A 25,037-nucleotide genomic window follows, 5' to 3' on the forward strand; every position below is an offset into this window, starting at 1 on the left:
GGGTTCCGGCGGCGGAGCTCGCGCAGCTCCGTGGAGTCTTCACGGGTCTTCCCGGGACGGTTGCCGTCGTCGATGTCTGCTTGGCGGATCCATTTGCGCAGCGTCATCTCGTGGACGCCGAAGTCCTTGGCGATCTGAGCGAGGGTGTCGCCCGCTTCACGGGCGCGAGCGACACGCACGACGTCGTCACGGACCTCTTGAGGGTGGGGCTTGGGCACGGTGATCATCCTTCCAGGCCGACCCGCGTCGGCCAGCGAGGTTCGGTGTCACCTATCCGTGCAGCAGTCCCAAGCGGCTCCATTCATGAGTACTACTTCTGTCGAGGCAAGCAAGACGGCTTCTGCGACCAGCGCTACCTTCCTGTTGACATCGTCGAAGACAAAGTGGCCGAAGCCTACGCCCAGCTACGGCTCGACCAAGACTTCGAGTCCGACATCTCTCAAAAGCTCCGGGAGAGCCTTGAAAACGAGCACGCTGACACGCATGAATTCTTCGCTCGACTCCAAAACCAGCTTGCTGAGGTGGACGACAAGGAGCGTCGCCTGGTCACCTTGGCCGCCGAGGGGATCCTGCCGATCGACAAGGTGCGCCAGCTCTCCAACGAGTATCGGATGCAAAGGGTGCGGATCGAGGAACAGCTGTCTACGACCAACGATCGGCTCGAGCTTGGCACGAAGGTGATCACTCAGGCGCTGGCGCAGCTGGGAAGTCCTCGTCAAAGCTACGAGCGCACCACGGACAGCGTGCGCCGGCTGATGAACGAAGCCTTCTTCCGCCGCTTCTATGTGGACGAACATGGGCCAGCCCAGGGTGTCCTCAACGATCCGTACGCGGACATCATGGCCGCCCAGACCGCCTTCCGGTCCTACGTTGTGACCGAGACGACGTCTGGACCCACGTCGACGCCTTCGTCCCCCCAGGCGCCGATTTCGGACGTTCTGACACGTCCTGGCCGGATCGATGCGGACATGAGAAATGCCCCTGATTTCTCAGGGGCACCTCTGTCTGTGTCACTTGGGTCGATCTACTTGGACCATGGTTCAAGTAAAGCGACCTTGGTCGGGATGACAGGATTTGAACCTGCGACCTCGTCGTCCCGAACGACGCGCGCTACCAAGCTGCGCCACATCCCGATGTCACACGGCAGAGCCGCGAACAACTGCTCCAGCATAGCGGCAGCACGGGAGGAATGTGAAATCCCCGAGTCACCGAAAACGTCCGAGCGCGGTGTCAGCGGCTGACCCGCTCCAGCACCTGCAGGACGTGTTCGTAGGGTTTGCCCGTGGCCTCGGTCATGCCTTGCTCACACGTCCGATTCAAAGATGCATATGCATCAAAGGATCCGGCCTGTACCTCCGCAGCCTCGGGAGCCGTGGCGGCCGCCGTGAGCTCGGGATGCAGCATGCCGCGGTCGCCCGCGTACCCGCAGCACCCCCACGCGAAAGGAACGGTGGCGTGCTCGGCACATGCGCCAGCCACGCGCAGGAGGTGATCGTTGATCCCCAGTTGCACGGACGAGCACGTGGGGTGCACCGCGAGCGCGCCCACGGGCGAGGACACGGTCAGCCGGTCCAGCACGTTCTCGGCCACGAACTGCACCGCGTCCACGAACCGCAGTCCGGCGTACCGGGGCGAGTTCGCCGCCAGTTCTCGCATGGTGACGAGTCCTTCGGTGCACGAGGAGGCATCACACACCACCGGGAGTGTGCCGTGCTCGGAGGCCTCCCACAGGGTCTCGAGGGTCCGCCGGGACATGGTCTCGTATCCGGAGGGTAGGCCCTTGGACTTCCACGGCGTGCCACAGCACGTGGAGGTGATGCCCTCGGGAACATGTACGTCCACTCCGGCGCGCTCGCACAACATCAAGAACGCCTCGGACACCGACGGTCCCTCCCCGTGCACCGTGCCGAACATGGCCCCGATGCACGCGGGGAAGAACACGGCCCGGGCGCGGTCGGCAGGGACGTTCGCGGGCGCCGTCGTCAATCCGGCACGGGAGCGACCGCCCGCGGGCAGACGAGGGGAATAGCCGGGGACGGTGTCCGTCCCGAGCGCGGCGCGGGCCACCGACGTCGCGCTGACCGGGAGCGCGGCGGGCATCCGCCGGGCCAGGGACAGCGCGAAGGCCGCACCAGGAACGGTCATGGGCCACGCCCGGGCGAGCCCCGCCCACACGAGGTCCGCCACGGCGGAACGGTTCTCCGACCGCAGCCGACGCACCAGGTCACCCGTGTTGATGTCCACGGGGCACGCGGTCACGCACATGCCGTCCACCGCGCACGTCTGCAGCCCGTCGTAGTCGAACTCGCGCCGCATCCGACCGGCCAGTTCGTGCTCACCGCGCGCTTCGGCGTCCGCGATCTCGCGGCGCCCCACGATGCGCTGGCGCGGCGTGAGCGTGAGATCCCGGGATGGGCACACCGGCTCGCAGTATCCGCATTCCACGCACCGGTCCACCTCCTCCTCCACGGCCGGCGCGGTCTTGAGATCGCGCAGGTACGCGCGCGGGTCCTCGGTGAGGATCACCCCGGGGTTGAAGCGGTTGCCGGGATCGATCAGGGCCTTCAGCTCCACCATCACCGAGTACAGCTCGTCCCCGTACTGCCGCCGCACGAACGGGGCCATGATCCGCCCGGTCCCGTGCTCGGCCTTGAGGGAGCCCCCGCGGCCCAGGATGAGCTCCACCATCTCCTCGGTGAACTGCTCGTAACGGCGTAGCGAAGCGGGATCATCGAACTGCTCGTTGAGCATGAAGTGGACGTTGCCGTCCTTGGCGTGGCCGAAGATTACCGAGTCCCGGTAGCCGTGGGCGTCGAAGAGTCCGGTGAGTTCCTCGCACGTGCCGCCCAGCTGGTCCACCGGCACCACCACGTCTTCGAGCAGCGCGTTGGTGCCCTGCGGTCGGTTGCCCGCCACAGTGGTGTAGAGACCCTTGCGCACGGTCCACAGGCTCGCGCGCTCGCGGGGGTCGGTGGTCAGGGCCACCGGCCCGGCCAGCTCGAGCGCATCGAAGGTGGACGCCGCCGCCTCCGCCAGCTCCCGCACACCTGCCGCGGTGTCGTGCTGGTACTCCACGAGCAGTGCGGCCTGCTGGCTCACCGGGATGTCCATGATCGCGGACGGCGCGAGTCCGGTGCGCTGCGAGACCGCCAGGGACGTGGCGTCCATCAGCTCCAGGGTGGCGCACTGCGAGCCCACCAGGTCCGGAACGGCACTCGTGGCGGCCACCACGGTGGGGAACACCAGCAGGCCGGTGGCCACGTGCGGGTGCACGGGCACGGTGCGCAGGGTCGCGCTCGCCACGAACCCCAGGGTGCCCTCCGAGCCGATCATGAGGTGCTCCAGGATGGCCACGGGGTCCTCGTGGTCCAGGAACGAGTTCAGCCCGTAGCCCATGGTGTTCTTCATGGCGAACAGTCGCTGGATGGTCCGCACGGACTCCGGATTGCCCCGCACGCGGTCCCGCAGCCGGAGCAGGCCCTCGAACAGGTCGGGCTCTCGGGCCCGCAGCTGCTCACCAGCATCCGGGGCGGCGGTGTCCAGCACCGTGCCGGAGGGCAACACGAGCACCATGGACTCCAGGGTGCGGTACGTGTTGAACTCGGTGCCGCACGCCATCCCGGAGGAGTTGTCGGCCACCACTCCGCCCAGCGTGCACGCGGACTCGCTGGCCGGATCCGGGCCCAGCGCCCGCCCGTGCGGAGCCAGCCGCGCATTGACCTGGCGCACGGTGACCCCGGGTTGCACGCGCACGCGGGCACCCCGATCCAGGACCTCCACGCTCTTGAAGTGGCGGCGGACGTCCACGAGGATCTGGTCCGTGACGGACTGCCCCGACAGGGACGTGCCGCCCGAGCGCAGGGTCAGGCCAGCGTCCGTGTCCGCGGCCGCGGCGAAGATCCGCCCCACCTCGTGCGTGTCCCGTGGGCGCAGCACCGCGCGGGGCTGCATCAGGTAGTGGGAGGCGTCGTGGGCCACCGCGCGCCGCTCCAGCTCCCCGGTGACGACGACGCCGCTGCCGCACTCCCGTTCGATCCTCGCCACCGCGCGGTCCAGCGGAGAGTCGATGGGAGCCGGGGCGGCGTCGTCGGGTCGGCGCGTGGGGAGGGGGAGTCGAATCGGTGCCATGGGAAGAACCTTAGTCCGTGAGCGTGACCAGAACGGCCTGTGGTGGGCAGAAAAGCCGCACCGGGGCGAAGCGGGACTCGCCCAGGCCCTGGGAGATGTTCACCGGGACGCCCCTGTGGGAGATCAATCCCTTGCACATCGCGGGATCCAGGTCGCAATTGCTCACCAGCGCGCGGCCCCCGGGGAGGCAGACCTGACCGCCGTGGGTGTGACCCGCGAAGACGATGTCCGCACCGTGGGCGGCGAAACGGTCCAGCGTGCGCACGTACGGCGCGTGCGCCACGCCGATGCGCACGTGGGCCGGCCCGTCCTGCTCACGCGGGAAGCCCGGGTGCCGGTCGAAGCGCAGGTGGGGGTCGTCCACGCCGGAGAAGTCGATGACGGTGTCCGCAATGTTGAGCCGCTCGGCGCGGTTGATGAGCCCGGTCCAGCCGCGTTCGTCGAACGCGAGGTGCATGTCCTCGGTGGGCAACCGCGGGGCCTCGTCCGATTTCTCGCCGCTCGTGGTGCGCCACAGGTAGCGCGCGGGATTCTTGGGCTGCGGCGCGAAGTAGCAGTTGGACCCCGGGACGTACACACCGGGGAACGCGAACAGCGGCTCCAGGATCTCGAGCAGGTACGGCAGGGCGCGCAGGTGCGAGAGGTTGTCACCCGTGTCGATCACGAGGTCCGGGCGCAGTGCGGCGAGCGAGTGCACGAAGCGCTTCTTGGCCTCCTGCCCGGGCACGGTGTGCAGGTCGGAGATGTGCAGGATCCGCACGGGCCGAAAGCCCTCCGGGAGCACACGCACCGTCTCCTGGCGCAGTTGGAATCGACGCCGCTCCCCGAATGAGGCCCACGCGAGCGTCCCGGCGCCAGCGGCGAACAAGCCCGCTCCGGCCGCGGCGAGGGAGCGGGCGACCGGGGCGGATGCGGTGGAGTCCGCCACTACTTGCGCGCCGACATCACGCTGGGCGTCGGCGAAGAGAACCGGGAGGTGTCGTAGTCGGGGGCCACGGTGCGCATGTAGTTCTGCCACTGGCCACCCGCGTACGTGGCACCGTCCACCCACTCGGTACCCGAACCGCCGGTCCGCCCGCCGATGCTCAGGCCGTTGAGGGAGCGGGAACCGAACTCGTAGTTACCCACCCACGAGGCGGTCGCGAGGCCCTTGGTGTAGCCGAGCATCCAGGTCTGGGTCGAGTTGTCGGTGGTGCCGGTCTTGGCGGCGGAGGCATCCGGCAGCCCGATCGAGCGCTGGTACCCGGAACCGCGCACGAGCACCTGCTTGAGCACCTCGTTCACGCCCTGGGCCACCTCCTTCTTGATCACCTGCTGGCAGCTGTCACCGGGGACGTCGTAGTTCTTCCCGGTGAAGTCCACGACCTTGGTGACAGCGCGGGGCTCGCACATCACGCCGTCGTTCGCAAAGCCGGAGAAGGCACGCGCCATTGTCATGGGGGAGATGTCCACCGAACCACCCAATAGGGAGGACAGGACGGTGGTGTCCACGGGATCACCGGTCTTGCCGTCGTGGATGCCCATGGCCTTGGTTAACTCACCGATCTCGCACAGGTCCAGGTCCGCGGCCATGGCGTACAGCGCCGAGTTGATGGAGTTGTAGATGCCGTAGTCCACGTCCATGACCCGGGCGTATCCCTCGGTCGCGTTCTGGAAGCTGAACCCGTTGCCGTCATCACCCGGTTCGATCTTGTACCCGTTGGGCAGGCACGAGGCCTTCCAACGGAAGTCCGCAGGGTAGTGCAGACGACGCGCGTCCACGCTCGCCTTGATGCCCTTGCCCGCATTGATCCACTGGGCCAGGGTGAACGGCTTGAACGTGGAGCCCACCTGGAACCCACCGGCACCGCCCATGGAGCTGTCCACGTTGAAGTTGTACGTGGTGTTGGAGGTGCCCTCCGCGGCGGAGTAGTTGGTGTTCTGCGCCATGGACACGATGTGACCGTTGCGCGGCTCCAGGGAAACCAACGCCGTGGAGACGTTGTCCGGGTTGTCGTCCTTGGGCTGGGTCGCGTTCACCTGGGTGTCCGCGGCCCGCTGGGCCTTGGGGTCCAGGGTGGTGGTGATCGTCAGACCACCGCGCTGCAGCGTGGCCAGGCGCTCCTCCGGCGTGGCACCGAACGAGTTGGACTGCATGACCTGGTTCTCCACGTAGTCACAGAAGTAGGGAGCGGTCCGCGCGGCCGAGCACCCGGAACTCGTGGGGTGGATGTCCAGGTTCAGGGGCTCGCGGGCCGCCTGGTCCGCTTGCTGCTGCGTGATCGCGCCGGTCTGCACCATGGTGTCCAGCACCACGTTGCGCCGCTGCACCGAGGCCTCCGGGTTGACCTGCGGATCGTAGTAGTTGGGGGACTGCACCATGCCCGCGAGCGTGGCGGCCTGCGCGATGCTCAGCTGGGAGGCCGGAATGCCCCAGTAGTACTCGGAGGCCGCCTGCACACCGTAGTTCTGCCCGCCGAAGAGCACGATGTTGAGGTAGCCCTCCAGGATCTCGTCCTTGGACTTCTCCTGCTCCATGGACAGCGCGAGCTTGATTTCCTTGATCTTATCCACGATGCCCTTGTCCGCGCCGATGGTGCTGGCCTGCTCGCCGGCCCGGACCTGCTGATCGATGATCAGATTGTTCACGTACTGCTGCGTGATGGTGGAGGCACCCTGGCGGTTGCTGGGGCGCAACACGTTATTGCCCATGGCACGCACGATGCCCCAGGGGTCCACACCGCCGTGGTCGTAGAAGTCGCGGTCCTCGATGGACAGCAGCGCCTTCTTCATGTTGGGGGAGATCTGGTTCAGGGAGACCGGTTCCCGGTTCTGCGCGAAGAACGTGGCGATCTCGGAACCGTCCTTGGCCACCACGGTGGAGGAACGGGAGAGGGGGCCCATTTCCATGTCCGCGGGAAGGGACTTGAACCAGCCGATGGACGCGTTGGCGGCCAGTCCGGCGGCCGCGGCGGGGGGAACGAGGAGTCCGGCTGCCACCACCCCGGCAACCACCGACACGGCGATGAACGCCACGATGTTGCCCAGTACCGAGGTGGGCTCGGAGCCCGAGTTGTTGCGTGATGCCATTGGGCCAGTCTATAGGCCGGGTCCTGTGCGAATCGTGTACCGGAGAGGGTGGCACACGGCCCGCGAACCTCGTGCGGGAACGCTCCCGGCGCGCTGCGGGGGGCGGGACCAGTAGGGTGGTGGCCATGACCACATGGGAATACGCCACCGTTCCGTTGATGATCCACGCCACCAAGCAGATCCTGGACAACTGGGGTGAGGACGGCTGGGAGCTCGTGACCGTCCTGCCCGGCACGCAGGCCGCGGACACCCCCGCGGGCAACGTGAACGCCCCCGTCCAGACCAACCCGATCGCCTACTTCAAGCGGCCCAAGAACTGACCCGCGGGGAAGAGGACATCATGGACAAGAGCTACGAAGACCGGCTCGCGCAGCTGGGTCTGGAACTGCCGGGCGTGGCCCGGCCGCTCGCGGCCTACGCCCCGGCCGTGGTGAGCGGGAAGCACGTCTACACCGCAGGCCAGCTGCCGCTGGTGTCCGGGTCACTACTCGAGACCGGCGTGGTGAGCGATTCCGGCGCCGAGGGGACCGTGTCCCCGGAACGGGCCGCCGAGCTCGCCGAACGCTGCGCGCTCAACGCCCTGGCCGCGGTGAAGTCCCAGATCGAGGACCTGGACCGGATCCAACGCATCGTCAAGGTCACGGGTTTCGTGGCCTCCGCGACCGACTTCTACGGTCAGCCCGCCGTGGTGGACGGCGCGTCCACCCTGCTGGGCCGGGTGTTCGGGGACGCCGGCGTGCATGCCCGCTCCGCCGTGGGTGTCAGCGTGTTGCCGCTGAACTCCCCGGTGGAGGTCGAACTGATCGTCGAGTTCCACTGACGATGAGCGGGGGCCGCGGGAACGAACGCATCTTCGCGGTGCCCCGCGCCTATTCCACGGCCGCCCGGGCCTGGATGGAACGGGGGTTGGGGTTGCACGGTTCCGCCCCCCGCCACGGCGCCGCCACCGTGTTCGTGCGGGACGGCGAGCACGGCGTGGAGACCCTCATGCTCCACCGCCCGGGCCGCCAGTCCATGGGCACGCTCTCGTTCCCCGGCGGGGTGTGCGAGACCAGCGACGACGAACCCCTGGACTGGCACGGCCCCACCCCCGCGCAGTGGGCCCACAAGGTGCTCTCGGAGGACATCGGCCGCACGCGCCGCAGCGTGGTGGCCGCCGCGCGCAAGGTGTTCGTGGAGACCGGGATCCTGCTCGCGGGAACCCCGGGTCACGGTGTCGCCGAGAGCGTGGACGGCGCGGACTGGATGACCTCGCGGGAACGGTTGGCAGCAGAGGAGTTCTCCTTCGCGGACCTGCTGGCCAAGCGCAGTCTCACGTTCCACAGCGAATGCCTCCGGCCGCTGTCCCACTGGATCACCTCGGACTTCATCCACCAGCGCGTGGACCTGCAGTTTTATTCGGCGGCCGTTCCCGTGGGCCAGCGCCCCGTGCCGCTGGCCACGCAGCGCGGTGTGGCGTGGCTCGATTGGGTGGACGCGCGCGCCCTGTTCGAGGACCCGTGGTCCACACCGGTGCCGGAGCTGTTCCGGCGCCAGTCGGAGGAAGCCAGCCTCACCGACGACCCCTGGCACTTCGACCTCAACGAGCTCACGACCCCCGGGGTGCAGTGCGCCCTCGAGGCGGTTGCGCACGCCGGCTCGGCGGTGGCGTTCCTCGCGGCCCGGCGGGACTTGCGGGTCAAGAGTCCCCGACTGGATCTGCGCGACGGCGAACCCGTCCTCGTCCTGGACGAGTGACCTCCCGGGTGGGTCGCGTCCCGCGCGCCCTCACGCACCCCGTACGCATCCCGTGTGAAAGGCGACGGCGCCCGTGGCGGGTGCCACGAGCGCCGTCGGCGGAAGAACCGGCGTCAGCGGGAGCGCTGCTTGAGGCGCTGCAGGTCCAGGATGACCACGGCACGCGCCTCGAGGCGGATCCAACCGCGCTGGACGAACTCGGCCAGGGCCTTGTTCACGGTCTCGCGGGAGGCACCCACGAGCTGGGCGAGTTCCTCCTGGGTGAGCTCGTGCGCCACCAGGATGCCGTCCGTGGCGGGGCGGCCGAACCGGTCCGCGAGGTCCAGCAGGGCCTTGGCCACGCGGCCGGGGACGTCCGAGAACACTAGGTCCGCGAGGTTCTCGTTGGTGCGGCGCAGGCGCCGGGCGAGCGCCTGCAGCAGCTGCGCGGAGACCTCGGGGGAGCGCTGGATGACCTTGCGCAGGTTCTCGTGCTTGAGCCCGTCCAGGCGGGTCTCGGACACGGCGGTCGCGGAGGTCGAGCGGGGGCTGGGGTCGAACAGGGCCATCTCGCCGAAGATCTCACCGGGACCCATGACGGCCACGAGGTTCTCGCGACCGTCGCTCGCGGTGCGCCCAAGCTTCATCTTGCCGGAGACGATGAAGTAGAGCTGGTCCCCCGGATCACCCTCGTAGAACAGGGTGGCACCGCGGGAGAGGTTCACCTCGGTGATCTCCTCGGTCAGAGCGGCGAACGCCTCATCGTCCAAGGAAGCGAACAGCGGAGCGCGGCGTAGGACGTCTGTATCCAAGGTAAAACTCCTCACGGATTGCGGATGAGCCCGGACAGGGGCACATGATCTGAGTACGTTCCATCGTAACGAATTTCACACCGCCCGGGTCCACCCCGGTGGTTATGCCCGGTGTGAACGCGCCGCGAATTCCGGGTGTTCCCGCTCGTGTTCATCCACCGTTCACGATCCACGATTTACCCAGCCCCCCACCGTATGCTCGGCTGAGCACGCACCCGATCCCCGCGTGTTCCCCCTCCGTGAGGACTTCGATGACCCTGTCCCTGAACATCCTGGACGTGCTGCTGATCGCGGCGCTGGTGGCGTATCTCGTCGCAGGGCTGAGCCGAGGGTTCTTCCGCTCGTTCGCGTCCCTCGTGGGGCTAGTGCTCGGCGCCGTGGTGGCGTTCTGGGCCGGCCCCGTGGTGTCCGCGTACGTCTCGGACGAATGGCGGATCCCGGCCGTGCTGCTCACCGTCCTCGTGGCCCTGGCCCTGGGTCAGTGGCTGGGGTCGATCGCGGGTAACGCCCTCGCGCGGATCACCGAGAGGACGGGACTGGGGATCCTGGACCGCGTGGGCGGGGGGGTGCTCAACGTGGTCGTGGCCGCCCTGGTCATGGGGCTCGTGGGTTCGCTCGTGGGTCAGCTGGGCCTTCCCGCGCTGTCCCAACAGGTCGCGTCCTCGCAGGTGCTGCGCGGTATTGAGCGGGTCACCCCGGAGCCCGTGCGCCAGGCCATGACACAGACCCGCAACGCGATCAGCGGCGCCCAGGGCATCCGGCAGCTGGACGAACTACTCTTCCCGTCCCAGGCCGCCCCGGACCCCACGGACACCCCGGACACCCAGAGCGTCGCGGACGCGGGCCAGTCCGTGGTCCAGGTCTACGGCACGGCGGCCCAGTGCGCCCAGAACCAGACGGGTTCAGGATTCGTGGCGCAGCCCGGCACGGTGGTTACCAACGCCCACGTGGTCGCGGGCGTGGACCAGCCCGTGGTCCAGACGCGCGACGGTCGCGTCTACCGCGCGCAGGCCGTGCAGTACGACGCCGCGTCCGACCTCGCGGTGCTGCGCGTCCCCGATCTGCCTGAGGCGCCCCTGGCCCTGCAGGGTTCGGTGACGAGCGGACAGACCGTGTCCTTCGCGGGCTACCCGCTGGGCGGTCCCTATACGCTGCGCCCGGCCACGATCCAGGGTCAGGCGGTGGCCCCCGTGCAGAACGTGACCACGGGGCAGACCCAGACCCGCAGCATCATCCAGATCGCGGGCAACGTGGAGCAGGGCAACTCGGGCGGTCCGCTGCTCAACGCGGACGGTGAGGTCGTGGGCGTGGTCTTCGCCAAGGCCGTCACGGACCAGGTGGGGTATGCGATCCCCGTGGCTCGTGTCACCGAGATCCTCGCCGCGGCGGGGGACTCCATGGAGTCCGTCCCCACGGGTCAGTGCGTGGTGTCCTGAGCGGACAACCTGTCGGTAGCAGCTGAACACCGACAAGCAGCGGCTGAGCACCGATGACCGGCGGTCGAGCACGGACGAGCGGTGGCCGGGTACCGAGTGCGCCAGCAGGGAGGCGCGGTCCGGGGTCAAGGACGCATTCAGGGGATCACGCAGCGGGCGCAGCTTGTACACGTCGTCGAGGTACTGCGGTTGCCACAGGGCAGTGACGAACCAGTCCTCGTCCGCCATGCGCCGGTCGACCGAGTCGATGATGGCCCGCGGGTCACCGATCTCCTGGTGCCACCCCAGCGCAGCCAGTCCGTAGGCCTCGATGAGTTTCTCGGAGCGCATGGTCAGACCGGTCCCGGGCATGGCCCCCTGCGCGGTGAGCGTGGTCATCCGCTCGGCCACCTCGGGCCTGCCCAGTTCCTCGAGGGACGAGACCACGTCCTCCGGGACATGGGCCGGAACGCCCAGGAGAACATGTACCCCTCGAAGAGCACCGCGGCTTCCATGCACGTGTCCTTGACCTGCTCCCAGTGCACCTCGTGGCCGCCGGGCAACCACGCATCGGCGAACAGCTCCACGCCCCCGGCGGCGGCCACCTGGTGGAAGGACTCGTCGCTGCGCCTGTGGACCAGGGGCACGCCGGACCGTGGATCTGCTGCGGTCAGGGTGCGTCCTAACTCTCGATGTTCTTACCCAGTTCGTTGGCGATCACCTGCACGCCCAGTTCGTACCCCAGGACACCGGCACCGGCGATCACGGCCGTGGCCTGCGGTGACACGAAGGACGTGTGTCGGAAGGCCTCCCGGCGGTGCACGTTGGAGATGTGCACCTCCACGATGGGCATCTCGCACATCTCCAGGGCGTCGTGCAGGGCCACGGAGTAGTGGGTCAGCGCCGCGGGATTGATCACGATCCCGCACGCCTCGGTGCGCGCCCGCTGGATCCAGTCCACGAGCTGCCCCTCATAGTTGGACTGCTCGAACACCACGTCCAGCCCGTACGACTGCGCGCGGACGCGCACATTGCGTTCGACGTCCGCAAGGGTCGTGTGCCCGTAGATCTCGGGCTTGCGGGTGCCCAGGGTGTTGAGATTGGGCCCATTCAGGACGTGGATCGGCAGCTCACTCATGCCTCCATTCAACAACACGGTCACGTGGAGCGACACGGCACCTCCGAACACGGCGGCGCCGACCAACAGTGCGGCACCGACCAACAGTGCGGCGTCGTCGAACACCCTGACAACACCGGACGACGCCGCCACGATGACCTCTTCACGCGAGGCACCGCAGCGGCGTCGCCCGCCGGGGCCGGGGTTACTTCTGGCCGAGCGAGTCCACGATCTGCTGCATGACCGTCTGGTCCGCGAGCGTGGAGACGTCACCCACGGGACGGTCCTCGGCGACGTCCTTGAGCAGACGGCGCATGATCTTGCCCGAGCGGGTCTTGGGCAGCTCGGGGACGATCAACACCTTCTTGGGCTTGGCGATCGGGGAGATCTCCCGGCCTACGTGCGCGCGGATCTCCTCGGCGAGCTCGGCGGCGTCCCGGTTCTCGGCGGTGGCCTGGTCCGAGAGGATCACGAAGGCGAAAACCGCCTGGCCCGTGGTCTCGTCCTGGGCGCCCACCACGGCAGCCTCGGCCACGGACGGGTGGGAGACCAGCGCGGACTCGATCTCGGGGGTGGACAGGCGGTGGCCGGAGACGTTCATGACGTCGTCCACGCGACCCAGGATCCAGACGTCCCCGTCCGCGTCCCGCTTGGCGCCGTCGCCGGCGAAGTACTTGTCACCGAACTGGCCCCAATAGGTGTTGACGAAACGGTCGTCGTCCCCCCAGATGGTGCGCAGCATGGACGGCCACGGCTTGCGGACCACCAGGAAACCGTCGGTCTCGTTGGGCAGGGAGTTGCCGGCGTCGTCCACGACGTCCACCGCGATCCCCGGCAGCGGGACCTGCGCGGAACCGGGCTTCGCGTGGGTGACCCCGGGCAGCGGGGAGATCATGATCGCGCCGGTCTCGGTCTGCCACCACGTGTCCACGATGGGGCAGCGCTCGCCGCCGATCACACGGTGGAACCAGGTCCAGGCCTCGGGATTGATGGCCTCGCCCACGGTGCCCAGCAAGCGCAGCGAGCTGAGGTCCCACTCGCCGGGGATCTCCTCGCCCCACTTCATCATGGTGCGGATGGCGGTGGGGGACGTGTAGAGGATGCTCACGCCGTACTTCTGCACGATCTCCCAGAACCGGCCGCGGTGCGGGGAGTCCGGGGTGCCCTCGTAGATCACCTGGGTGGCGCCGTTCACGAGCGGCCCGTAAGTGATGTAGGTGTGGCCCGTGACCCACCCGACGTCCGCGGTGCACCAGTAGACGTCCGTCTCCGGCTTGAGGTCGAACACGTTCTTGTGGGTGAACGCCGCCTGGGTGAGGTAGCCGCCGGTGGTGTGCAGGATGCCCTTGGGCTTGCCGGTGGTGCCGGAGGTGTAGAGGATGAACAGCGGATCCTCGGCGTTCTGCTCCGAGGGCGTGTGCTCGGTGGAGGCGTTCTCGGTGACCTCGTGCCACCACACGTCACGGCCGTCCTGGAACGCGACGTCCTCGCCGTTGCGCTTGACCACCACCACGTGTTGGACGGAGCTCCCGCCCTTCTCCAGGGCGGCGTCCACGGCGGGCTTGAGCGTCGTGGGCTTGCCGCGGCGGTAGGAGCCGTCCGCGGTGACCACGAGCTTGGCCTCGCCGTCCTCGATGCGCGAGCGCAGGGCGTCCGCGGAGAAGCCGCCGAAGACCACCGAGTGGATCGCTCCGATGCGCGCGCACGCGAGCATGGTGACCACGGCCTCCGCGATCATGGGCAGGTACACGGCCACGCGGTCGCCCTTGCCCACGCCGAGCGCCTCGAACGCGTTCGCGGCCTTGGAGACCTCGTCCTTGAGCTGCGCGTACGTGTAGGACGCACTGTCCCCGGGCTCGCCCTCGAAGTACAGGGCCACGCGGTCCCCGTTGCCGGCCTCCACGTGGCGGTCCACGGCGTTGTACGCGGCGTTCAGGGTGCCGTCCTGGAACCACTTGGCGAACGGCGGGTTGGACCAGTCCAATACCTCGGTGAACGGGGTGGACCACGTCAGCAGCTCGCGGGCCTGGTCCGCCCAGAACTCCTCACCCTGCTCCTTGGCCCGCGTGTACAGCTCCGCGGTGGCGTTGGCCTGGGTGGCGAACTCCTCGCTGGGTGCGTAGGTCTTCGACTGGGATGCTGCGGATTCCGAGGACATGGTGCTCCTTACCTGGGCCGTCTCGTGCCGCTCGCGGGCACGTGGTTCAGTTCACATTCTTGTTCTCCAGCGTAGTCGAGGTTCCCGCCCGTGCTCGATCCATGGCGGCCGGTGTCGCGCGCACCGTCACGGCGGCCGCGCGGTTTGACCCCCGCCACGGCGGCCACCATGATCGAGGACATGGACTCCCCGGCCGCCGCTGCCCACGTGCGCTTCGTGCCCCCGCGCCAGGCCGAGCAGGCGGCCGCGCGGCGTCGTCGTACCGGGGGCGAAACGCGGTTGGCGACGACGCGGCGCGCGCGGCGGATCCAGCGCGAGCTCGCGCGCAGCTATCCGTACGCCGTGGCGGAATTGGATTTCGACGACGCGTGGCAGCTGCTCGTGGCCACGGTGCTCTCCGCGCAGACCACCGACGTGCGCGTCAACTCGGTAAAGCCGGGGCTGTTCGCCGCATACCCCGGGCCTTGGGAGCTGGCCGAGGCGCCGGCCGAGGACGTCGAGGAACGGGTGCGCTCGCTCGGGTTCTACCGGTCCAAGGCGCGTTCCATCCAGGGGCTGGCCACGCGGATCGTGGACGAGTACGACGGCCGCGTCCCGGGTACGCTCGCCGAGCTCGTGACCCTGCCCGGCGTGGGGCGCAAGACCGCGAACGTGGTGCTCGGTAATGCGTTCGGGGTCCCCGGGATCACGGTGGACACGCATTTCGGCAGGCTCGCGCGCCGCTTCGGCTGGACCGACCAGGAGGACCCCGTCAAGGTCGAGACGGACGTGGCCGCCCTGTTCCCGCCCGCGGTGTGGACCGAGCTGTCCCACGAACTGATCTACCACGGGCGGCGGATGTGCCACGCGCGCAAACCAGCGTGTGGAGTGTGTCCGGTCGCGGATCTGTGCCCCTCCTACGGCACGGGCCCCACCGATCCACTGGCCGCCCGGAAACTGTTGGCCTACGAACTCGCCCCGGGCCGCGAGGAGCTGCTCGCGGGCTTCCTGGCCGGGCGCACGCGCCGCGAACTGCGCGCCGACGGACACACCCTCGGCGCGTGAAAGGACTTCGCATGACTCCCTCCGACCCTCACGGGGCCGACCCCCGTGATCAGCTCGTGGAGCTCGCCCGGCACGGTGATTCCGTGATCATGCACGACCGCGAACCGTGGCGGATCGGCGAGCTGGACGAGAACCATCGGCACTCCGCGGTGCTCATCCTCTTCGGCGCGCTGGACGCCGTGCCGTCGCACTACGCCGAGCACACGGACGGGCCGGGACGTGACCTGGACGTGCTGCTCGTCCAGCGCGCCGCGACCCTGCGTGCCCACCCCGGCCAGGTCGCCTTCCCGGGCGGGCGCCTCGATCCGCCCGACGGCGAACCCGGCACCTTCCTGGACGTGCCCGGCGGGCGCGTGAGCGCACCCCATATCCGGGCGGCACTGCGGGAGGCCCACGAGGAGACCGGGGTGGACCCGGACGGCGTGGAGGTCCTCGGTGCACTGCGCCCCGTGCCGCTGCCCGTGAGCAACCACCTGGTTACGCCCGTGATCGGCTGGTGGCGCAGCCCGTCCCCCGTGGACGTGGTGGACCACGCCGAGTCCTCCCTGGTGTTCCGGGTGCCGGTGCTGGACCTGATCAACCCCGCCCACCGGTACTACGCGACCGTGACCCGCGGGCAGCACACCTACGAGTCCCCGGCGTTCGACGTGAGCGTGGCGGACGTGGCCGAGCCCATCACCGTGTGGGGGTTCACCGGCGTCATCATCGACCGCGTGCTCGACTGGCTCGGCTGGTCCGTGGAGTGGGACCGCTCGATCAAGCGCCCCGCGCCGAGGTTCGGGCCGACGGCGTAACCCTTTCAGCGCCGTTCACCCTCGGTCCCCGTCGAGGCGCATGGTGCGGACGGTCCGCGAGGTCACCAGCAGGACGCTACTCAGGAGCGGGACGTCTCAGCGTAATGCCGGTGCGCGCAGCCGCGGTCACTTCGCATCCGCGTACGACGTCACCACCGTCGTGGCCACCGGGACCGCCACGGGTACCCTGCCGAACACCGTGATCACCGCTTGTTCGGCCGCCTGCGTCACGAGGTCCCGCACCCGGGGCGCATGCTGCTCGGCACAGTGGACCATGACCTCGTCGTGCAGGAAGAACACGAGCTGTGCGTCCAGGCCGGCGTCGTGCAGACCCTGTCGGATGTGTCCCAACCACGCGAGCGCCCACTCGGCGGCCGAGCCCTGGACCACGAAGTTCCGGGAGAACCGGCCGTGACCGCGCGCGGCCTGGGTGGCCCGGCGCTCGCCGGCCTGGGTGGCCGTGGCGCGCTGCACCTCAAACCATTCCGCCCCGGGAACGGGTGACCAGCGGCCCAGGTAGGTGCAGACCTGGTGCCCCAGCTCGCCCACGCGCGCGGCGTGTTCCACGTAACCCACGGCGCGCGGGAACATCCGGGCCAGGTGAGGCATGAACCGCCCGCCGGCCCCGGACGTCGCACCGTACATCGCGCCCAGCAGCGCGAGCTTCGCGTGCGCCCGCTCCTTGAGTTCCGAACCGCGTGCCTCGCCCTGCAGTGCGATGGACTCGTAGAGGTCACGGTCGCGCGACGCCTCGGCCAGAGCGTCGTCGCGCGCGAGGATGGCCAGCACGCGCGGCTCGAGCTGGGCGGCGTCGGCCACGACGAGCGCGCGGCCGGGATCCGCGCGCACGGCGCCGCGGATGTACTTGGGGATCTGCAGCGCACCGCCGCCGCGCGCGGCCCATCGTCCGGTCACGACGCCGCCCACGACGTACTCGGGGTGGAAGCGCTCCTCCCGCACCCATGTGTCCAACCAGTGCCACCCGGTCGCGGAGAAGATCCGGGAGAGTTTCTTGTACTCGAGCACCGGTTCCACGATGGCCACGCGCTGCTCCTGCGGCCGGCCGTTGACGAGGGCCCAGTCCTGCAGTTTCCACGCGCGCGTGGTGTCCACGTCCACCCCGGCGTTGCGCAGGGCCTTGAGCAGCTCCACGGGGGAGTCCGAGTTGAGGGTGGGGGCGTCGAGCACGTCACGTACCTGCCGGGCGAGTTCTTGCATGCGCGCGGGCCGCTCCTCACCGACCGGGCGGGGGCCGAGCAGCTCCTCGAGGATCTCCTCGTGGGCCCGGGGGCTCCAGGGGACGCCGTGGTGGCGCATGTCCGCGGCCACCAACGCGCCCTGGGACTCGAGGGCCAGCAGGCGTTCGATCCGCCGGGGATAGCGCGCGGTCTCGCACGCCCGGTTCTGCGCGGCGAGCTCCGCGATCAACTCGTCCGTCCCGGGTCCGCGCTGCTCGACGACGGCGAACAGCGACCCCTGGCTGCTCGGTTCGGCCGGGGCGCGTGGACCGGGCACGCGGCGCGGGTCCGCGGGTTCGATCACGGGACGGTAGTCGAGTGGGCGGGGTTCGTCCGACGTGGGATCGGGCGCGCCGGATCCGGGGGCGGTCGCGGCCGTGGCAAGGATCGTGGCGCACAGTCCCAGGTCCCGGCAGCGGGTCACCCACACGCCCGCGGCGAGCAGCAGTGCGGCGGGGACGGAGGTCTCGAGCCACGTCCACACGGGAGGCACCACGCCCGCGGCACGTGCCGCGTTCTCGCGCCGGGCGACCTCGAAGGCGAGGCCCTCGTCCGTGACGGTGTGCGGCTCCCCGGCGGGCTTGCCGTTCGCGGAGACCACCCGCAACACCCAGGACCCGGGCTCTGCGGCGGCCACCACGATGTGCATGCTCCCAGTATGGGGCGTGGATCGGGTACGCCCGGGCCCCCTGGCGGAGCCGCGCGGGATAGACGTAGCGACCTGCATCACAGAGACCTAGTGACAATTGAATACGCGTTACTTCGAGGAGTGACATGAACGTTCACAACGAGGTGATGGATCCGGAACGAACGGGACCGGGTGAACCTCATCCCGTGCAGATGATCAGTCCCAGCGGTGAGCTGGGACCGCGGCCCAGGCACCCGGGGCCGAGAACACCACCATGACCCTGGCCGCTGCCATCAACCGAGGACTGCGCAAGGCCCTCGAGGACGATCTCGGGGTCGTGCTGTTCGGGGAGGACATCGGCGCGCGGGCGGGGTCTTCCTCATCACGGACGGGCTGCAGAAGGACTTCGGTGACCAGCGGGTCATCGATGCTCCCCTCGCGGAAGCGGGCATCGTGGGAACGGGCGTCGGAATGGCCATGAGCGGGCTGCGGATCATGGCGCCCGGCACCCCGCACGACGCGTACTGGGGCATCCAGGAGGCGATCGCCTCCGAGGTCCCCGTGATCTTCTTCGAACCCAAACGCCGGTACTGGATGAAGGGTGAGGTGGGGACCGACCCCGCCGCCTGTGGGAGCTTCGGTCTCGCAGGCGGGGCAGTGGTTCGTCGCCCCGGCGAGGACGTGACCCTGGTGACGTACGGACCCCTGGTCACCACGGCCCTGGACGTGGCCGCGGCGGCGCAGGACGACGGCGTGTCCGTGGAGGTCGTGGACCTGCGGGTGATCAGCCCCGTGGACATCGACACCGTGGTGACCTCCGTGCGCAAGACGGGTCGTCTCGTGGTCGTCCATGAAGCGCCCACGAGTTTCGGTGTGGGCGCTGAGATCGCCGCGCGGGTCGGGGAGACATGCTTCTACGAGCTCGAGGCACCCGTGATCCGCGTGGGCGGGTTCCACACCCCGTACCCGGCGTCGCGTTCCGAGCACCACGACTTGCCCGACGTGGACAGAATCCTCGACGGGATCGACCGGGCTCTCGAGTATTGAGGAGGAGATCATGAATACAGCCCAGTTCAAGCTCCCCGACGTCGGCGAGGGCCTCACGGAAGCGGACATCCTGACCTGGAAAGTCGCCGCCGGTGACGCCGTGAAGGTCAACCAGGTGATCGTGGAGATCGAGACCGCCAAGTCGGTCGTGGAACTGCGGTGTCCCACCGCGGGATCGGTGGCGGCGCTGCTCGCCCCCGAGGGAGCCACGGTGGAGGTGGGGACGCCCATGATCGACATCGTGGCCGAGGACGCCGTGGCGGACGGGTCCACCGGTGCACCCGCTGCCCCGGCCGGTTCTGCACGGGAGTCCGGCCCCCAGACCGGCGCGCAACCCGCGGCCGATGCCGAGGGTTCCGGCGCCACCCTGGTCGGGTACGGGGCTCGGGAGGACACGAAGCGTCGCGGGCGACTCGGGCGACGTCGTGCCCTTGCGGAGCAGCGGGCGGCCGAGCCGGCGGGGCCAGCACCGTCCGGTCCTATCGGTCTCCACGAGGACGTGGGTGCCCCGCAGCGTCTTGAACCCTCGGTGCCGTCCCCCGGGGACACGCGTGCCCGCGCCACACCGCCCGTGCACAAGCGGGCCAAGGACGCCGGGGTGAATCTCGCCGCGCTGACCGGAACGGGTCCGGCCGGCGAGGTCACCCGCAGGGACCTCGCGCAGCACCTGGTAGGCACCGGTGGTCTCCCGGAGGTCGCGCCGACGGCGTCGCCCGGCGCACCGGAGGGCGACGAGACGTGGACCATCCCGTTGAAGGGCGTCCGCAAGGCCACGGACCGCGGTCTCATGGTCCCCGTGGTCCCGGACGCGCACGCGCTGTCCGTGGGCGAGCTCGCGCTGCGGACCCGTGTGGGAGACTCGGGGCCATGAGTGCCGAGCCGACTGAGACCCACGACGTCCCCTGGGCCATGCAACTGGTGGTGTACCGGGATCGTGGGCGCCCCGCACGGGAGGTAGACGTCGCGGAAGCGGCGGCGCGCGCCGTCGTGATGCTGCTGGCCGACGAACGCAGCGCCCCGGGTGGGCCATGGCACGAGGCCGTGCGGACGTGGCGGGACGTGCAGATCCGCAAACTTGTGCGGCGCGCGGACGGCAAGCGCTGGGAGGACGTGCAGGCGTTACCCGGGGTCACGGTGGCGCAGAAGGCGCCGACTACGGCAGCGGACGAGCACGGCACCGCGGCCGTGAGGGCGTTCGTGCCCGCACCCGTGCAGCCCCTGCCCAAGCAACTGCACAAGCTGCAGGTGTCCGGCACGCAATTCCCCGCCGTCGGGGCCTCCGCCACGCAGAATGCCGTGGTCACCGTGGAGGTGGCCCCGGGACTCGGGATCTCGAGCGGCAAGCTCGCGGCGCAGTGTGGGCACGCCGCGCAGCTCGCGTGGGAGGCCATGCCCGAAGCAGTGCGGGAACGCTGGCGCGTGGACGACTACCGGGTGCGCGTGGAGTTCCCCTCGCGGGATGAGTGGGGCGGGGCCGAGAGGCCGGTCACGGTCACGGACGCGGGGTTGACCGAGCTGGACGGCCCCACCGACACCACCCGGGCGTGGTGGGTGGAACCCGCCTGAGCGGCGGCTCAGCTGAGAGCCGGGCCTCATGGGGCATGCGCCGTGCCCGGTCGGGCGGTGCTCAGGCCACGCTCGTGTGCGTGCGCTCGGCCTCCCGTGCCACGCCGCGGAACAGCACGGACAGGTTTGCCTCGCTCCCGGCCAGGCCCGACAGTTCCAGTGGCATCCGAGGACGCGAGGTCGTTATGATCTGCGACGCGGTCTCCGAGACGGGTCGCAAGACGAATCGGACGCGCGCGCCCCACGACGAGAACGTGATTCCCACCGAGATCCGCCCGCCCTGCGCATCGAGTTCTCGCAAGCCCAGTTCCGCGTGCTGGGCGCAGGCACGCTCGACCAGTCTCGGAAGTTCGGAGACGGGCACCGGTACCGTGAGTTGCCCTTGGCTGCGGGCACCGCATGAGGTGATGGTGTAGTCCTTCGCCCGCTCGGTCTGCGGGCGCAGAGCGAAGAGCCCGGGGATGATGATGACGGCCAGGAGAAGCAGAGCCACCACTATGATGCTGACCCGGCCCCAGTGGAACACCCAGAGCAGCAGGACGAGCACCAGCAGGCAATAGAGCACATTCAGGATCAGCGCCGCGACGGCCGATGTTCGTGTCACAGGGTTGAGGTCCATCAGCTCATGGTGGTGCTTCCCCGGACAACTGTGCACCACCGGTTACCGTTCCGTAATACTCGGCGAGCGCGCACGACGGGAAGGAACCCTCCGTCCCCGCGGCGGGCGATCTGCACAGCACCCGGCACGCCGCGGCGGGTGCCCGCAACGCTGCACAGTGCGGGCCAGCGGGCGCGGAACGTGGGTGTCACCGGCCAGGTTGGTGCCATGAACACCGCATCCATCACGGCTCCCGCCGACCCTCCGGGCGCCTCGCGTCGAGCCCGCCGCGCGGCCAGTCGGCCTTACGCAGCCTTTGACAGTGGCCATGGCGATCAGGGGTGTGGCCCGCTCCCTGCCGGGCCGGTCCCCGCGGATCGCGAGTCCCCGATCGCGGCGCGCTCCCGGGTCAGCGCAGCGGGGGGACGTGCACCGATGGGAAGCGCGGCGACGGGCAGCGCGGCATCGGGCGGTGTCGCCGCGGGCAGTGCCTCGGCGGGTAGTTCGCTGGCCTGCACCGAGTTGCACGGGACCCGCGGCGTGCAGTTGCTCAGCACCACCCCTGACCTCGTGGAGGCCGTTGAGGCCGTGTGCATCGGCGCCGGGGTTGCGCTCAGGGTGACGGACGACGGTGCGGGGGCGCGAGCGGCGTCGTCGGACGTCGTGCTCGTGGATGCCGCCTGGGCCGGGGACGTCGTACCCCGCGGGGCGGTGGTCGTGGCGCTCACCGAACACGCCGACGCGTGGGACACCGCGGTGAGGTTCGGGGCGTCCGCCGTGGTGGTGTTACCGCACGCGGCCGCGTGGCTCGCGGACATGATCTCTCGCTCGTCCGATTCCGAACTGCCACGCACGACCGGGCGGGTGTACGGCGTCGTCGGCGCTACCGGGGGAGTGGGCGCGTCCACGGTGGCGTGCTGGCTCGCGGGGCACTTCGCGGCCCGGGGGGTGGACACCGCGCTCGTGGACGGTGACCCCCTGGGCGCGGGCCTCGATCTCGCGCTGGGGGAGGAAACCACCGACGGGCTGCGGTGGCCCGAGCTCAATCAGTTCTCGGGCACCGTGGCGGCCGATCAACTGTGGGCGGCCATGCCGCGCCTGGATGCCCTGCGGTACCTCTCATGGGATCGCCACGCGAGCCTAGCGCACACCGTTCCGATGGCCACGGTGATCGCCGCGCTGCGTGGCGCCGCTGCGGTCCAGGTGGTGGATCTGTGCCGCTCGGACCTCGAACGGCAAGCGCGCTGGTGCGATGCCGTGCTGGTCCTGGCTTCCCGCACCGTGCGCGGGATCCTGGCCGCGGAACACACGGTGCGGCGTTGCGCACCCGTTCCCGTGGTGAGTGCGGTGTGCGGGGTCAACGTCGCGGACGTGGATCCCCCGGTCGTGGCCGAGGCCACCGGCGTGCCGTGCGTCGCGGCCGTGGCGTTCGACGCTCGCGTGCCCCAGCACCTCGACGACGGCACCGTCCTACGTCGCGGCCGGCACACCCGCCACGCGAAGGCCGTGGCGCAGATCGCCCGGGCATTGGAGGAGCTGTCATGACGGTCTCATGCACGGTGTCCCGCGATCACGACGCCGCCCGGCCCGGTCCGCCCGACGCGTCGGGGTCGGAAGTGGTCGACCACACCGCAACCCGGTCCGGGCCGTGCGCCACGCCAGGGCCGGAAGCTGCCGCGCACGACGCCGCGTTCGTGGACCAGGTGCGCGAACGCCTCCTGGCCGAGGGCGGTCCGGTCACCGACACCAGGATCGCCAAGGCCGTGCGGGAGACGGGCCGGGTGCTCGGGGCCGTCGGCTCCGTCCGAGCCGCGCAGCACGTCAAGGCGCAATTGACCGGGCTCGGGCCGTTGGAGCCACTACTGCCGGCGACCGGACTGAGCGACGTCTACGTCAACGGCCACGAGAACGTCTTCGTGGAGACCCACGACGGGATCCAGCGTGTCATGAGCCCGTTCACGTCCGAGGCGCACGTGCGTGCGCTCGCGGTGCGGCTCGTGACCGCGGCCGGGCGAAGGCTGGACGACGGCCACCCGTGCGTGGACGTGCAGACCGCCACCGGGCTACGGGTGCATGCCGTGATCCCGCCGGTGTCCACGTCGGGGACACTGCTGTCCATCCGTTTCCGGGCTCCGCAGCGGCTGTCGCTCGCGGATCTGGTGCACTCCGGGACCGTGCACCCGTTCCTCGCGGACGTCCTCACGGATGCCGTGGCCGCACGGGCGAATCTCATGATCAGCGGCGCCACCGGTTCCGGAAAGACCACCGTGCTGTCTGCTCTACTGTCCCAGTGCGCGCCGGGACAGCGCCTCGTGCTCGTGGAGGACGCCGCGGAGCTGAACCCCGATCATCCCCACGTGGTCGGCATGCAGTCCCGGCAGGAGAACGTGGAGGGGGCCGGTTCCGTGGACCTCACGGACCTGGTCCGGCAAGCGTTGCGGATGCGCCCTGATTGGCTCGTGGTGGGGGAATGCCGTGGCGCGGAGGTCCGCGAGTTGCTGACCGCCCTGAACACGGGGCACTCCGGTGCGGGAACCGTGCACGCGAACTCCGCGCGGGCGGTTCCGGCCCGGCTCGCCGCCCTGGGGTCCCTCGCGGGACTCAGCCGTAGCGCCGTGGACCTGCAGGCTGCCAACGCGCTGGACCTCGTGGCCCACGTGAGCCGCACCCCCGCCGGACGCAGGCTGGATTCCCTGTGCACTCTCCACCTCGAGGACGGTGTGCTGAGCACCCGGCCCGCTCTGACCGTGGAGTCCGGGCATCCGGTCGAGGGGCCCGGGTGGTCACAGCTGGCACGGCTGCTGGCCCGAGGGCGTGACGCATCATGATGCTCGCGTTTCTCCTCTTCGTCCTCACCGCGGCCGCGTTGCTCGTCTGGAGCAGTGGCGGCGCGCGCGGGGGCAGCCTCGCAGTACCCGCACACCGCTCGGGTGATGACGACGCCGACGGCGGTGCCGAGCGTTCGGTGGGTACGGGCGTGTTCGCACGGTGGCGTCGTCGTGATCGTGCCGCGGAAGCGATGCAATGGGTGACCGTGGTGCGCCGACTGGCCGCGCTGCTGCAAGCGGGGCGGGCACCCGCCCGGGTGTTCGGCGAACTGCCCGCGGTCTCCACGGGCTCGGGACCCACGGGGCGGTGGATCGCCCGGATGTGCGGGGACGTCCACGCCGCCGCCCAGGTCGGGATCCCGGTGTCCGCCAGTCTGACACGCTTCGCGAGTGCTCCCGTGCCCGTGGGTGATCGTGCCCTCGCGGCCACCGCGCGGTCCGTGTGCGCCCAGCTCGCCGCGTGCTGGGAGATCTCGGAGCGTTCCGGGGCGCCCCTGGGGCGCACGCTCTCGGGCGTGGCGGAGTCCCTAGAATCGCAGCTGGACGCGCAGGCCGCCCGGGACAGTGCCCTGGCAGGACCGCGGGTCACGGTGCGGACGCTGTCGTGGCTGCCCGTGCTCGCGCTGGGGCTCGGTGTGCTCATGGGCACGGATCCGATCACCACGTTGCTGACCACGTGGTGGGGTCGGCTCGCGCTCGCGGCGGGTGCCGCCCTCAGCATCGCCGGGCGATTGTGGACCCGGGCCCTGATGCATCGCGCCGAAGTGGAAAGCGCGTCATGATCGGGGCGCTGATGGCGGGTGTTCTCGCGGGATGCGGTGTACTTGTGTGGCTTTCTCCCGGCTCGCGGCTGCGGATCCCTCGCGGACGACGACGTTC

Annotated in this window: 22 protein-coding genes, 1 tRNA gene and 2 pseudogenes; 12 read left to right on the plus strand and 13 right to left on the minus strand. The window is 69.8% G+C overall.

Annotation, left to right across the window (positions count from 1 at the left end; translation table 11 throughout):
* From Q9R22_RS03055 to Q9R22_RS03080, 6 genes are all read right to left on the minus strand, one after another.
* Positions 1–227: transposase (locus Q9R22_RS03055; RefSeq protein ID WP_311254044.1), on the minus strand; the 227-nt coding region annotated here is incomplete at its 3' end.
* A 177-nt stretch (positions 228–404) separates the two neighbouring features.
* The gene (locus Q9R22_RS03060) at positions 405–797 is read right to left on the minus strand and encodes a hypothetical protein (protein ID WP_131332359.1); all 393 of its coding nucleotides are present in this window, start codon (positions 795–797) and stop codon (positions 405–407) included.
* A 259-nt stretch (positions 798–1,056) separates the two neighbouring features.
* Positions 1,057–1,133 (minus strand) — tRNA-Pro (locus tag Q9R22_RS03065).
* A gap of 97 nt (positions 1,134–1,230) precedes the next feature.
* On the minus strand, positions 1,231–4,128 hold the full coding sequence (locus Q9R22_RS03070; protein ID WP_311254045.1) for an FAD-binding and (Fe-S)-binding domain-containing protein: 2,898 nt from the start codon (positions 4,126–4,128) through the stop codon (positions 1,231–1,233).
* A gap of 10 nt (positions 4,129–4,138) precedes the next feature.
* The gene (locus Q9R22_RS03075) at positions 4,139–5,056 is read right to left on the minus strand and encodes a metallophosphoesterase (RefSeq protein WP_131332361.1); all 918 of its coding nucleotides are present in this window, start codon (positions 5,054–5,056) and stop codon (positions 4,139–4,141) included.
* Positions 5,056–7,197 carry a transglycosylase domain-containing protein gene (locus Q9R22_RS03080; protein ID WP_131332362.1) on the minus strand — a complete coding sequence of 714 codons (2,142 nt, stop codon included), beginning with the start codon at positions 7,195–7,197 and terminating at the stop codon, positions 5,056–5,058. The genes Q9R22_RS03075 and Q9R22_RS03080 overlap by 1 nt, the downstream gene beginning before the upstream one ends.
* Before the next feature lie 125 nt (positions 7,198–7,322).
* Between Q9R22_RS03080 and Q9R22_RS03085 the strand changes: the two genes are divergently transcribed.
* The 3 genes from Q9R22_RS03085 to Q9R22_RS03095 are packed head-to-tail and all read left to right on the plus strand — an operon-like array spanning position 7,323 to position 8,934.
* Complete coding sequence (locus tag Q9R22_RS03085) at positions 7,323–7,517, plus strand: DUF4177 domain-containing protein (protein WP_035965209.1); 195 nt, start codon at positions 7,323–7,325, stop codon at positions 7,515–7,517.
* Positions 7,518–7,537: 20 nt separating this feature from the next.
* Entirely contained in the window at positions 7,538–8,017 is a 480-nt protein-coding gene (locus tag Q9R22_RS03090) for a RidA family protein (protein WP_131332363.1), read from the plus strand.
* A 2-nt stretch (positions 8,018–8,019) separates the two neighbouring features.
* Positions 8,020–8,934, plus strand: a complete 915-nt coding sequence (locus Q9R22_RS03095; protein WP_131332364.1) for a hypothetical protein — start codon at positions 8,020–8,022, stop codon at positions 8,932–8,934.
* A 113-nt stretch (positions 8,935–9,047) separates the two neighbouring features.
* On the opposite strand, the gene Q9R22_RS03100 is transcribed toward Q9R22_RS03095, so the two are convergent.
* On the minus strand, positions 9,048–9,725 hold the full coding sequence (locus Q9R22_RS03100) for a Crp/Fnr family transcriptional regulator (RefSeq protein WP_085106205.1): 678 nt from the start codon (positions 9,723–9,725) through the stop codon (positions 9,048–9,050).
* A gap of 251 nt (positions 9,726–9,976) precedes the next feature.
* On the opposite strand from Q9R22_RS03100, the gene Q9R22_RS03105 reads away from it, so the two are divergent.
* Complete coding sequence (locus tag Q9R22_RS03105; protein WP_131332365.1) at positions 9,977–11,161, plus strand: MarP family serine protease; 1,185 nt, start codon at positions 9,977–9,979, stop codon at positions 11,159–11,161.
* Positions 11,162–11,317: 156 nt separating this feature from the next.
* Here Q9R22_RS03105 and Q9R22_RS13300 read toward each other — a convergent pair.
* The 4 genes and pseudogenes from Q9R22_RS13300 to acs all read right to left on the minus strand — a co-directional run.
* Positions 11,318–11,587, minus strand: a pseudogene (locus Q9R22_RS13300) (glycine betaine ABC transporter substrate-binding protein); the annotation flags it as partial.
* Positions 11,536–11,787 (minus strand): hypothetical protein, encoded by a 252-nt coding sequence (locus Q9R22_RS03110; protein ID WP_311254046.1) that lies wholly within the window; start codon positions 11,785–11,787, stop codon positions 11,536–11,538. The pseudogene Q9R22_RS13300 and the gene Q9R22_RS03110, both read right to left, overlap by 52 nt.
* A gap of 35 nt (positions 11,788–11,822) precedes the next feature.
* Positions 11,823–12,278, minus strand: coding sequence for a type II 3-dehydroquinate dehydratase (gene aroQ / locus Q9R22_RS03115; RefSeq protein WP_064846707.1), 456 nt, complete (start codon positions 12,276–12,278; stop codon positions 11,823–11,825).
* Positions 12,279–12,462: 184 nt separating this feature from the next.
* The gene (gene acs, locus Q9R22_RS03120; protein WP_131332366.1) at positions 12,463–14,415 is read right to left on the minus strand and encodes an acetate--CoA ligase; all 1,953 of its coding nucleotides are present in this window, start codon (positions 14,413–14,415) and stop codon (positions 12,463–12,465) included.
* Between the two features lie 180 nt (positions 14,416–14,595).
* Here acs and nth point away from each other — a divergent pair, with 180 nt between their 5' ends.
* Both nth and Q9R22_RS03130 read left to right on the plus strand, forming a co-directional pair.
* On the plus strand, positions 14,596–15,459 hold the full coding sequence (nth, locus tag Q9R22_RS03125; protein WP_131333863.1) for an endonuclease III: 864 nt from the start codon (positions 14,596–14,598) through the stop codon (positions 15,457–15,459).
* Between the two features lie 11 nt (positions 15,460–15,470).
* A complete protein-coding gene (locus Q9R22_RS03130; RefSeq protein ID WP_131332367.1) occupies positions 15,471–16,253 on the plus strand; it encodes a CoA pyrophosphatase in 783 nt (260 codons plus the stop codon).
* Between the two features lie 126 nt (positions 16,254–16,379).
* Here Q9R22_RS03130 and Q9R22_RS03135 read toward each other — a convergent pair whose 3' ends face one another.
* The gene (locus Q9R22_RS03135; RefSeq protein ID WP_311254047.1) at positions 16,380–18,140 is read right to left on the minus strand and encodes a bifunctional 3'-5' exonuclease/DNA polymerase; all 1,761 of its coding nucleotides are present in this window, start codon (positions 18,138–18,140) and stop codon (positions 16,380–16,382) included.
* Between the two features lie 253 nt (positions 18,141–18,393).
* Between Q9R22_RS03135 and Q9R22_RS03140 the strand changes: the two are divergent.
* From Q9R22_RS03140 to Q9R22_RS03150, 3 genes and pseudogenes are all read left to right on the plus strand, one after another.
* Positions 18,394–19,166: pseudogene (locus tag Q9R22_RS03140) on the plus strand (alpha-ketoacid dehydrogenase subunit beta).
* A 10-nt stretch (positions 19,167–19,176) separates the two neighbouring features.
* The gene (locus Q9R22_RS03145; RefSeq protein WP_311254048.1) at positions 19,177–20,037 is read left to right on the plus strand and encodes a biotin/lipoyl-containing protein; all 861 of its coding nucleotides are present in this window, start codon (positions 19,177–19,179) and stop codon (positions 20,035–20,037) included.
* Positions 20,034–20,732, plus strand: a complete 699-nt coding sequence (locus tag Q9R22_RS03150) for a peptidyl-tRNA hydrolase (RefSeq protein WP_207387874.1) — start codon at positions 20,034–20,036, stop codon at positions 20,730–20,732. The genes Q9R22_RS03145 and Q9R22_RS03150 overlap by 4 nt, the downstream gene beginning before the upstream one ends.
* Before the next feature lie 61 nt (positions 20,733–20,793).
* Here Q9R22_RS03150 and Q9R22_RS03155 read toward each other — a convergent pair whose 3' ends face one another.
* Positions 20,794–21,351, minus strand: coding sequence for a hypothetical protein (locus Q9R22_RS03155; protein WP_131332370.1), 558 nt, complete (start codon positions 21,349–21,351; stop codon positions 20,794–20,796).
* Between the two features lie 414 nt (positions 21,352–21,765).
* Here Q9R22_RS03155 and ssd point away from each other — a divergent pair, with 414 nt between their 5' ends.
* From ssd to Q9R22_RS03170, 3 genes are read left to right on the plus strand one after another with little or no spacing between them, the layout of a single operon-like run.
* Positions 21,766–22,875 carry a septum site-determining protein Ssd gene (ssd, locus tag Q9R22_RS03160; protein WP_131332371.1) on the plus strand — a complete coding sequence of 370 codons (1,110 nt, stop codon included), beginning with the start codon at positions 21,766–21,768 and terminating at the stop codon, positions 22,873–22,875.
* Positions 22,872–24,158 (plus strand): TadA family conjugal transfer-associated ATPase, encoded by a 1,287-nt coding sequence (locus tag Q9R22_RS03165; protein WP_131332372.1) that lies wholly within the window; start codon positions 22,872–22,874, stop codon positions 24,156–24,158. Before ssd ends, Q9R22_RS03165 begins: the two co-directional genes overlap by 4 nt.
* Positions 24,155–24,940 carry a type II secretion system F family protein gene (locus Q9R22_RS03170; RefSeq protein WP_064846639.1) on the plus strand — a complete coding sequence of 262 codons (786 nt, stop codon included), beginning with the start codon at positions 24,155–24,157 and terminating at the stop codon, positions 24,938–24,940. The genes Q9R22_RS03165 and Q9R22_RS03170 overlap by 4 nt, the downstream gene beginning before the upstream one ends.
* Positions 24,941–25,037 lie beyond the last annotated feature (97 nt).

The sequence above is a fragment of the Kocuria sp. PD6 genome, from assembly GCF_031844145.1.
GTDB classification, from domain to species: domain Bacteria; phylum Actinomycetota; class Actinomycetes; order Actinomycetales; family Micrococcaceae; genus Kocuria; species Kocuria marina.

Bases quoted from the DNA above. Each gene is read 5' to 3' on its own strand.
- Q9R22_RS03150 (WP_207387874.1), top strand. From the start codon at position 20,034: ATGAGTGCCGAGCCGACTGAGACCCACGACGTCCCCTGGGCCATGCAA.
- Q9R22_RS03085 (WP_035965209.1), top strand. From the start codon at position 7,323: ATGACCACATGGGAATACGCCACCGTTCCGTTGATGATCCACGCCACC.
- Q9R22_RS03135 (WP_311254047.1), bottom strand. From the start codon at position 18,140: ATGCACATCGTGGTGGCCGCCGCAGAGCCCGGGTCCTGGGTGTTGCGG.
- Q9R22_RS03155 (WP_131332370.1), bottom strand. From the start codon at position 21,351: ATGGACCTCAACCCTGTGACACGAACATCGGCCGTCGCGGCGCTGATC.
- Q9R22_RS03130 (WP_131332367.1), top strand. From the start codon at position 15,471: ATGACTCCCTCCGACCCTCACGGGGCCGACCCCCGTGATCAGCTCGTG.
- Q9R22_RS03080 (WP_131332362.1), bottom strand. From the start codon at position 7,197: ATGGCATCACGCAACAACTCGGGCTCCGAGCCCACCTCGGTACTGGGC.
- acs (WP_131332366.1), bottom strand. From the start codon at position 14,415: ATGTCCTCGGAATCCGCAGCATCCCAGTCGAAGACCTACGCACCCAGC.
- Q9R22_RS03105 (WP_131332365.1), top strand. From the start codon at position 9,977: ATGACCCTGTCCCTGAACATCCTGGACGTGCTGCTGATCGCGGCGCTG.
- Q9R22_RS03145 (WP_311254048.1), top strand. From the start codon at position 19,177: ATGAATACAGCCCAGTTCAAGCTCCCCGACGTCGGCGAGGGCCTCACG.
- aroQ (WP_064846707.1), bottom strand. From the start codon at position 12,278: ATGAGTGAGCTGCCGATCCACGTCCTGAATGGGCCCAATCTCAACACC.
- Q9R22_RS03165 (WP_131332372.1), top strand. From the start codon at position 22,872: ATGACGGTCTCATGCACGGTGTCCCGCGATCACGACGCCGCCCGGCCC.
- Q9R22_RS03070 (WP_311254045.1), bottom strand. From the start codon at position 4,128: ATGGCACCGATTCGACTCCCCCTCCCCACGCGCCGACCCGACGACGCC.
- ssd (WP_131332371.1), top strand. From the start codon at position 21,766: ATGGGAAGCGCGGCGACGGGCAGCGCGGCATCGGGCGGTGTCGCCGCG.
- Q9R22_RS03170 (WP_064846639.1), top strand. From the start codon at position 24,155: ATGATGCTCGCGTTTCTCCTCTTCGTCCTCACCGCGGCCGCGTTGCTC.
- nth (WP_131333863.1), top strand. From the start codon at position 14,596: ATGGACTCCCCGGCCGCCGCTGCCCACGTGCGCTTCGTGCCCCCGCGC.
- Q9R22_RS03095 (WP_131332364.1), top strand. From the start codon at position 8,020: ATGAGCGGGGGCCGCGGGAACGAACGCATCTTCGCGGTGCCCCGCGCC.
- Q9R22_RS03090 (WP_131332363.1), top strand. From the start codon at position 7,538: ATGGACAAGAGCTACGAAGACCGGCTCGCGCAGCTGGGTCTGGAACTG.
- Q9R22_RS03060 (WP_131332359.1), bottom strand. From the start codon at position 797: ATGTTCGTCCACATAGAAGCGGCGGAAGAAGGCTTCGTTCATCAGCCG.